The 6,432-nt window shown below is 69.2% G+C and carries 7 protein-coding genes; 3 read left to right on the forward strand and 4 right to left on the reverse strand.

Annotated elements, in window-relative coordinates:
- Positions 1 to 59: 59 nt before the first annotated feature.
- The 4 genes from ACLFMY_RS07855 to ACLFMY_RS07870 all read right to left on the reverse strand — a co-directional run bounded on the left by ACLFMY_RS07855 (position 60) and on the right by ACLFMY_RS07870 (position 2,369).
- Complete coding sequence (locus ACLFMY_RS07855; protein ID WP_410764098.1) at positions 60 to 1,064, reverse strand: class 1 fructose-bisphosphatase; 1,005 nt, start codon at positions 1,062 to 1,064, stop codon at positions 60 to 62.
- A 249-nt stretch (positions 1,065 to 1,313) separates the two neighbouring features.
- Positions 1,314 to 1,616 carry an isoamylase early set domain-containing protein gene (locus ACLFMY_RS07860; RefSeq protein ID WP_410764099.1) on the reverse strand — a complete coding sequence of 101 codons (303 nt, stop codon included), beginning with the start codon at positions 1,614 to 1,616 and terminating at the stop codon, positions 1,314 to 1,316.
- Positions 1,617 to 1,803: 187 nt separating this feature from the next.
- Positions 1,804 to 2,139, reverse strand: coding sequence for a hypothetical protein (locus ACLFMY_RS07865; RefSeq protein ID WP_410764100.1), 336 nt, complete (start codon positions 2,137 to 2,139; stop codon positions 1,804 to 1,806).
- Between the two features lie 2 nt (positions 2,140 to 2,141).
- Positions 2,142 to 2,369, reverse strand: a complete 228-nt coding sequence (locus tag ACLFMY_RS07870) for a MoaD/ThiS family protein (RefSeq protein WP_410764101.1) — start codon at positions 2,367 to 2,369, stop codon at positions 2,142 to 2,144.
- A 169-nt stretch (positions 2,370 to 2,538) separates the two neighbouring features.
- On the opposite strand from ACLFMY_RS07870, the gene ACLFMY_RS07875 reads away from it, so the two are divergent.
- From ACLFMY_RS07875 to ACLFMY_RS07885, 3 genes are all read left to right on the forward strand, one after another.
- Positions 2,539 to 4,932: an AsmA family protein gene (locus ACLFMY_RS07875; protein WP_410764102.1), complete on the forward strand. Its 2,394-nt coding sequence runs from the start codon at positions 2,539 to 2,541 to the stop codon at positions 4,930 to 4,932.
- Between the two features lie 58 nt (positions 4,933 to 4,990).
- Positions 4,991 to 6,037: an A/G-specific adenine glycosylase gene (gene mutY, locus ACLFMY_RS07880; protein ID WP_410764103.1), complete on the forward strand. Its 1,047-nt coding sequence runs from the start codon at positions 4,991 to 4,993 to the stop codon at positions 6,035 to 6,037.
- 111 nt (positions 6,038 to 6,148) lie between these two features.
- Positions 6,149 to 6,430: an oxidative damage protection protein gene (locus tag ACLFMY_RS07885; RefSeq protein ID WP_410764104.1), complete on the forward strand. Its 282-nt coding sequence runs from the start codon at positions 6,149 to 6,151 to the stop codon at positions 6,428 to 6,430.
- Positions 6,431 to 6,432: the final 2 nt, after the last annotated feature.

The following is a 6,432-nucleotide window of genomic DNA, read 5'->3' on the forward strand; positions in this document are numbered from 1 at the left end:
AAAAAGCCCCGCGAGTCGACGACCCGCGGGGCTTTCTTACGTTCGGGCTGCGGAGAGGCTTAGCCTTCCTTGTGGTAGTCCCAGATGCGCTGGACTTCGTTCTTGGAGCCCAGGATGACCGGCACGCGCTGGTGCAGCTTTTCCGGCTGGATGGTCATGATCCGGTCCGGGCCGGTGATCGACAGGCCGCCGGCCTGCTCGACGATCATGGACATCGGGTTCGCCTCGTACATCAGGCGCAGCTTGCCGCCGCGCTCGCGGTGCTTGCTGTCGATCGGGTACATGAACACGCCGCCGCGGACCAGGATGCGGTGCACCTCGGCGACCATGGAGGCGACCCAGCGCATGTTGAAGTCCTTGTCGCGCGTGCCTTCCTTGCCGGCGAGGCACTCGTCGACGTAGCGCTTGACCGGCGCGTCCCAGAAACGCATGTTCGACATGTTGATGGCGAACTCGGCGGTGTCTTCCGGGATGGTCATGTTCGGGTGGGTCAGCTTGAACTCGCCGACCGAGCGGTCGAGCGTGAAGCCGTCGACGCCGTCACCGATGGTCAGGACCAGGATGGTGGACGGGCCGTAGGTCACGTAACCGGCGGCGACCTGCTCGGTGCCCGGCTGCATGAAGTCTTCCTCGGTCGGGTTCTCCTTGGCGGTCGGGGCCTTGAGCACGGAGAAGATGGTGCCGACGGTGACGTTGACGTCGATGTTCGACGAGCCGTCCAGCGGGTCGTAGGTGCACAGGTAGGAGCCGCGGTGCTTGCCGGCCGGCAGGTCGTAGACCTCGTCCATCTCCTCGGAGGCGAGACCGGCGACGTGGCCGCCCTCGGTGAGGATGTCGGTGAACTCGTCGTTGGAGATGATGTCGAGCTTCTTCTGCGTCTCGCCCTGGACGTTCTCGGTCTCCGCCGAGCCCAGCAGGCCGATGAGGTTGCCGCGGCCGACCTGGTCGGCGATCAGCTTGCAGCCGGCGGCCACGTCGCTGATCAGGCCGACGAAGTCGGCGTCCACGCGACCCTGGCGCTGGTGCTCGGCCAGGTACTGTGACAGTCGTTTGGGTTCAGACATCTGCAAGGTCCTCTGTGTCAGTCGAATGGTGAAGTCAGGAAGTCTTTGAATGCGCGGGCATTCAGAGGCGCCCTGTGCTCGAAAGCGTGCCTATGGTACCCGATACCCGTCGCCATTCGAATTCCGGCCCCTGTCGCCGGAAGCGACACACGGGATCGGTCGGCCCGGTGGCACGAGCAGGACGGCGACCGGGGCGAGGTGGTGCCCCGGAAGGAACGAGGGAAAGCGGGGGAGGACGTGGAGTCGGCGTCAGGTGCGCAGCACGCCGTTGTCCCCGGTGCCGTAGGGGTTGGGCACGTACCGGTCGGCGGCCTCGTCGTTGTCCCAGCGCTCACCGTCCACGAGGTAGCGGAAGGCGTATTCGCCGTCGCGGGGCAGGTTGACGGTCAACCGGTAGCTGCCGTCGCGCTGGCGCTTCAATGGCAGGTCGTCGCGCCAGTCGTTGAAATCGCCGCGCAGCTCGACCCGTCGAGCGGCGCCGTCCGGCGGCGTGTAGGAAAAGGTCACCTTGCACTCGGGGCGGACCTTGAGCGGCTTCTTCGTGATCGACATGGCGTGGTACCTCCAGGGTGAGCCCGGGGCGGCACCGTCAGCGGCGCTGCCCGTCCGAAACGCGCTTCCCGGCCGCCGGGGCCGGGAAACATCAGTCAGATCCGAGATTTACCGTGTCGATTTGACGACCGTGTGACGGCCGCGTCAAGGGAAATCGCTGCGTGGAGGGCGAGCGATGTGCCCGGGCTCAGCGGGGCAGGTTCTTCTCCAGGATCCGCATCAGGCGTCCCTCGCTGATCAGCCCGGCGGTGACGAAGGCGAGCAGGAGCAGGATCAGCAGGCCGACGACCAGCAGCAGCATCGGCGCGGTGACGGCCAGCAGGGCCTGGGTCGTCGAGTCGAGGTTGCCGCTCTGCATCAGCTCGAGCACGTGCAGCGGGTTGACCAGGATGGGGCGCTGGAAGAAGGCCCAGGCGTAGAAGCCGATCGTGATCGCGGCCAGGACCAGCGCGACGGCCGGCCAGATGCGGATCAGCCGGCGCCGACGGGAAATGATCTGGCGCATCTCGTTTGCCTTGCTCATGCTCAGCCTCCGGTAACCGGCGGGAAGAAGGCGACCTCGTCCCCGTCGGCGAGGGGGTGTTCGAGTTCGACGTATTCGTGGTTCACGGCCGCCAGGGTATTGCCGGGGCGCTCGATGTCCGTGACCGCCTTCCAGGCGTCGGCCACCGTGGCGGGCGTCTCGGTCAGGCGGGTTTCGTCGATGCCGACGCGCTCGCGCAGGCCGGCGAACATTCTTACGGTGATGGTCATGATCGGTTCGGGGTTCTCTCGGGTTCGGTGGCCCGCTGGCGGGCCATGGAATACCTCTATTGTCTGCTAAAGTCTGCTTCAATCCAATCGGCCGGGTTCCGGCCGCCGACCGAACCGTCCGGCCACTCCCCGCCGCCGCGGGGCGACAACGTTTTTCGAGGGTGTCCGCATGAAATGGATCAAGCGTCTGGGCCTGCTGTTCGTTGCCATCGTTCTGGTGGCGATCCTGGCCGTCATCGCCTTCGCGCTGACCTTCGATCCCAACGACTACAAGGCGCAGATCGCCTCCCAGGTCGAGAAACAGACCGGCCGGAGCATCCAGTTCGACGGCGACCTGTCGGTGACGCTGTTCCCCTGGCTCGGCGCGGCCACCGAGGACGTGGAGCTGGCCAATGCCGAGGGCTTCGACCCCGGATCCATGGTCCGGGTTCGGCGCCTGGAGGCCCAGGCGGCCCTGCTGCCCCTGCTGCGGGGGGAGTTCGAGATCGGCACCCTGCTGCTCGAGGGCGCGGAGATCCACCTGGCGCGCAACGCCGAGGGGCGCAGCAACTGGGACGACCTGCTGGAACACCGTGACGACCCGGCGGACCAGCCGGCCGAGGCCGATCGCCCCGAGGAGGACGAGCCGGCAGGCTCGGCGCGGACGCTGACCATCGGCGGCGTGGACATCCGCGAGGCGACCGTTCACTGGCGCGACGAGCAGGCCGGCCAGGACGTGACCGTCGAGGGGCTGAGCCTGCGGACCGGGGCGCTTGCCGACGGCGAACCCACCCGTGTCGAGCTGGCCTCCGGCTTCCGCCTCGACCTGCCCGACATGCCGGCGATGGAGGGGCGCGTCGACCTGGCCGCCGACGTGCAGGCCTGGCTGGAACGTCAGGACGTCGAGATCCGCGACCTCGATCTCAATCTCTCGGCGAGCTCCGAAGCCGCCGCGGGGGAGGGCGGTGCGCTGCCCCGGCAGATCGATGCCGCGCTGCAGGTGGAGAAGGCCGACGTCCGCGGCGGCGACTCCCAGGCGCGCGTCGAGGGCATGACGCTGGACCTCAAGGCCAACGAGGCCGGCCCGATGACCTACCTGGAAAGCCGGCTGCAGGCCGTGCTCGAGGCTGACTGGTCGCGTGGCCGCTACGAGCTGCCGAGCCTGTCGTTCGAGGCCGACATGAAGGGACTGCCGGAAGTCCGGGAAACCCTGTCCGTGGCCGGCAGCGCCGTCGTCTCCGCCGACATGGAGACGGGCACCGCCACCATCGGCGACCTCGTCCTGACCTCCGACCCCGTCACCATGAAGAGCGACCTGTCACTGGCGGGCCTCGACAGCGGCGAGCTGACGGCCTCCGGCCCGGTCACGGTCGACGCGTTCAACCCGCGCGAGCTTGCCGACCGCCTGGGCTTCACCGTGCCCGAGATGCGCGGCGACAAGACGCTGACTCGCCTCGCCGCGAACGGCGAGCTGGACGTCACGCCCACCCGGGCGATGATCGAGGGCCTGTCGCTCGAACTCGATGGCCGCGAGCTCGGCGGTCGGGCCGGTATCGACAATCTCGATACGGGGCGGCTGTTCGCCCGGCTCGAAGGCGGCGAGTTCGACGTCAACCCGTACCTCGCACCCCAGGGCGAGGACGACCCGGGGTCGTCCGACGGCAACGGCGGTGACTCCGGCCAGGCATCCTCGGCGGCCCGGGATGCCGAGATCGAACTGCCGATGGAGACCCTGCGCGGACTGAACCTCGATGCCCGGCTGCAGCTCGCGCGGCTGGTCTACGAGAAGTACCGGATCGACAACCCCGTGGTGCACCTGACCGCCGCCGGTGGCCAGTTGCGCCTGACCGAGCTGAACGCCGAGGCCTTCGATGGCCGCATCGCCGGCACGGGCGGGCTGGACGTCCGCGGCGACGTGCCCGGGTATACCGGCAACGTCGACATCTCCGGGGTTTCCCTGCAGCCGCTGCTCATGGCGGTGATGGACGAGGATCGGCTGATCGGCAAGGGCAACGTCTCCGCCAACCTGTCCACGCAGGGCAAGCGGGTCGACCAGCTCAAGTCCGCGCTCGACGGCAACGCCGAGTTCGCCCTGCGCGACGGCAAGGTCAAGGGCTTCGACATCGGCTACATGATGCGCCGGGCCCAGGCACGCATCGACGGCAAGACCGAGCCGGAGCCGGAAGAGCTCGAGACGGACTTCACCGCCGTCACCGGCACCGCCGACATCCGCAACGGCGTGGTGACCAACGACGACCTGGCCGGCGCCTCGCCGCTGCTGCGGGTGTCCGGCAAGGGCGAGGTGGACCTGCCCCGCGAGAACATCGACTACCGTCTGACCACCACCGTGGTGAACACCGCCACGGGGCAGGACGGCAAGGCACTGGAGAAGCTCAAGAGCGTCCCCGTGCCGATCCGCATCGGCGGCACCTTCGACGACCCGAAGGTCTCGCTGGATACCGAGGCGCTGGTCAAGGGCGCGGCCGAAGGCGAGGTCAAGCGCCGGGTCGAGGAGGAGATCGACAAGCGCCTCGATGACAAGGGCGAGCCGGTCAAGGAGCTCATCAAGGGCTTCGGGCTGTAATGCCGCAGCGCGCAGGGACATTGCCGGGCGGCGGGCGGCACCGGGCACAGCCGGGCCGGTGACGGCGGCATTCGCCGACCGCCTGCTGGGTTGGTTCGACCGGCATGGCCGGCACGACCTGCCGTGGCAGCACCCGCGCACGCCCTACCGGGTGTGGCTCTCGGAGATCATGCTCCAGCAGACCCAGGTCGCCACGGTCATCCCGTACTTCGAGCGCTTTGTCGCCCGTTTCCCCGATCTCGACGCGCTTGCCGCCGCCGATGCGGACGAGGTGCTGGGCCTGTGGTCGGGGCTGGGCTACTACGCCCGGGCGCGCAACCTGCACCGGGCCGCCGGGATCATGGCCGAACGGGGCGTGCCGGAAACCGTGGAAGGCTGGGGCGAGCTGCCCGGCGTGGGGCCGTCGACGGCCGCGGCGATCGTCGCCCAGGCCTTCGACCGGCGCGCGGTGATCCTCGACGGCAACGTCAAGCGCGTGCTGGCCCGGCACGCGGCGGTCGACACCCCGCAGGAGGCGGCCGCCACCGGCCACCGGCTCTGGGCCCTCGCCGACGAGCGCACGCCGCCGACGCGGGCGGCCGACTACACCCAGGCGATCATGGACCTCGGCGCCACCGTCTGCCGCCGCGGCACGCCCCGCTGCGAGGCCTGCCCGGTGCGCGAGGACTGTCGGGCGCGGATCGAGGGGCGCGTCGCCGAGCTGCCCGTCCGTCGGCGGCGCAAGCCCAGGGCCGTGCGCGAGCGGGTGCTCCTGTGGCTGGAGGACGACGCGGGGCGGCTGTTCCTGGAGAAGCGTCCGCCGAGCGGCATCTGGGGCGGGCTGGCCTGCCTGCCGGTCGTCGAGACCGTCGGGGAGGCCGACGAGCGGCTGGCCGCGCACGGGCTCGCGCGTCGTGACCACTGGCAGGCGCTCGACCGTCTGCGCCACGTCTTCAGCCACTTCGAGCTGGCCGCCGAGGTGATGGCCGCGTCGGTCAATACCGCCTCGGTGGCCGAGCGGCCCGGAGAGTGGCATGCCGTCGATGACCTGGCGAACGATCCGCCGGTCGGGCTGCCCGCCCCGGTCCAGAAGCTGATCCGCAAGCATGGGCCCCGCCGCCGATGAAAGGCCGACCGCCCGGACGGGAGGCGGTCCCGCCGACGGCCTCCCACCCGGGCGCCGTCGCGCTGTTATGATCAGCGCCACATTCCGAAAAGAACCGCGAACGAGGTTTTCATGAGCGAACGCACCGTCTTCTGCCAGCGTCTGCAGTGCGAGGCCGAGGCACTGCCCAAGCCGCCGTATCCGGGTGAGCTGGGCGAGCGCATCTACAACAACATCTCCAAGGCGGCCTGGCAGCAGTGGCTGGCGCACCAGACCATGCTGATCAACGAGTACCGGCTGACGCCGATCGACCCCAAGGCGCGCGAATTCCTGGTCCGCGAGATGGAGAAGTTCCTGTTCGAAGGGCACGAGGACAAGCCGGAAGGCTACGTGCCGCCGGGCGAGGGCGAGTAGGA

Origin of the sequence: Guyparkeria sp., assembly GCF_046545975.1 — a bacterium.
Classification (GTDB): domain Bacteria; phylum Pseudomonadota; class Gammaproteobacteria; order Halothiobacillales; family Halothiobacillaceae; genus Guyparkeria.

Coding starts and splice junctions, on each gene's coding strand:
- ACLFMY_RS07875 (WP_410764102.1), top strand. CDS start 2,539: ATGAAATGGATCAAGCGTCTGGGCCTGCTGTTCGTTGCCATCGTTCTG.
- ACLFMY_RS07885 (WP_410764104.1), top strand. CDS start 6,149: ATGAGCGAACGCACCGTCTTCTGCCAGCGTCTGCAGTGCGAGGCCGAG.
- ACLFMY_RS07855 (WP_410764098.1), bottom strand. CDS start 1,064: ATGTCTGAACCCAAACGACTGTCACAGTACCTGGCCGAGCACCAGCGC.
- ACLFMY_RS07870 (WP_410764101.1), bottom strand. CDS start 2,369: ATGACCATCACCGTAAGAATGTTCGCCGGCCTGCGCGAGCGCGTCGGC.
- ACLFMY_RS07860 (WP_410764099.1), bottom strand. CDS start 1,616: ATGTCGATCACGAAGAAGCCGCTCAAGGTCCGCCCCGAGTGCAAGGTG.
- ACLFMY_RS07865 (WP_410764100.1), bottom strand. CDS start 2,139: ATGAGCAAGGCAAACGAGATGCGCCAGATCATTTCCCGTCGGCGCCGG.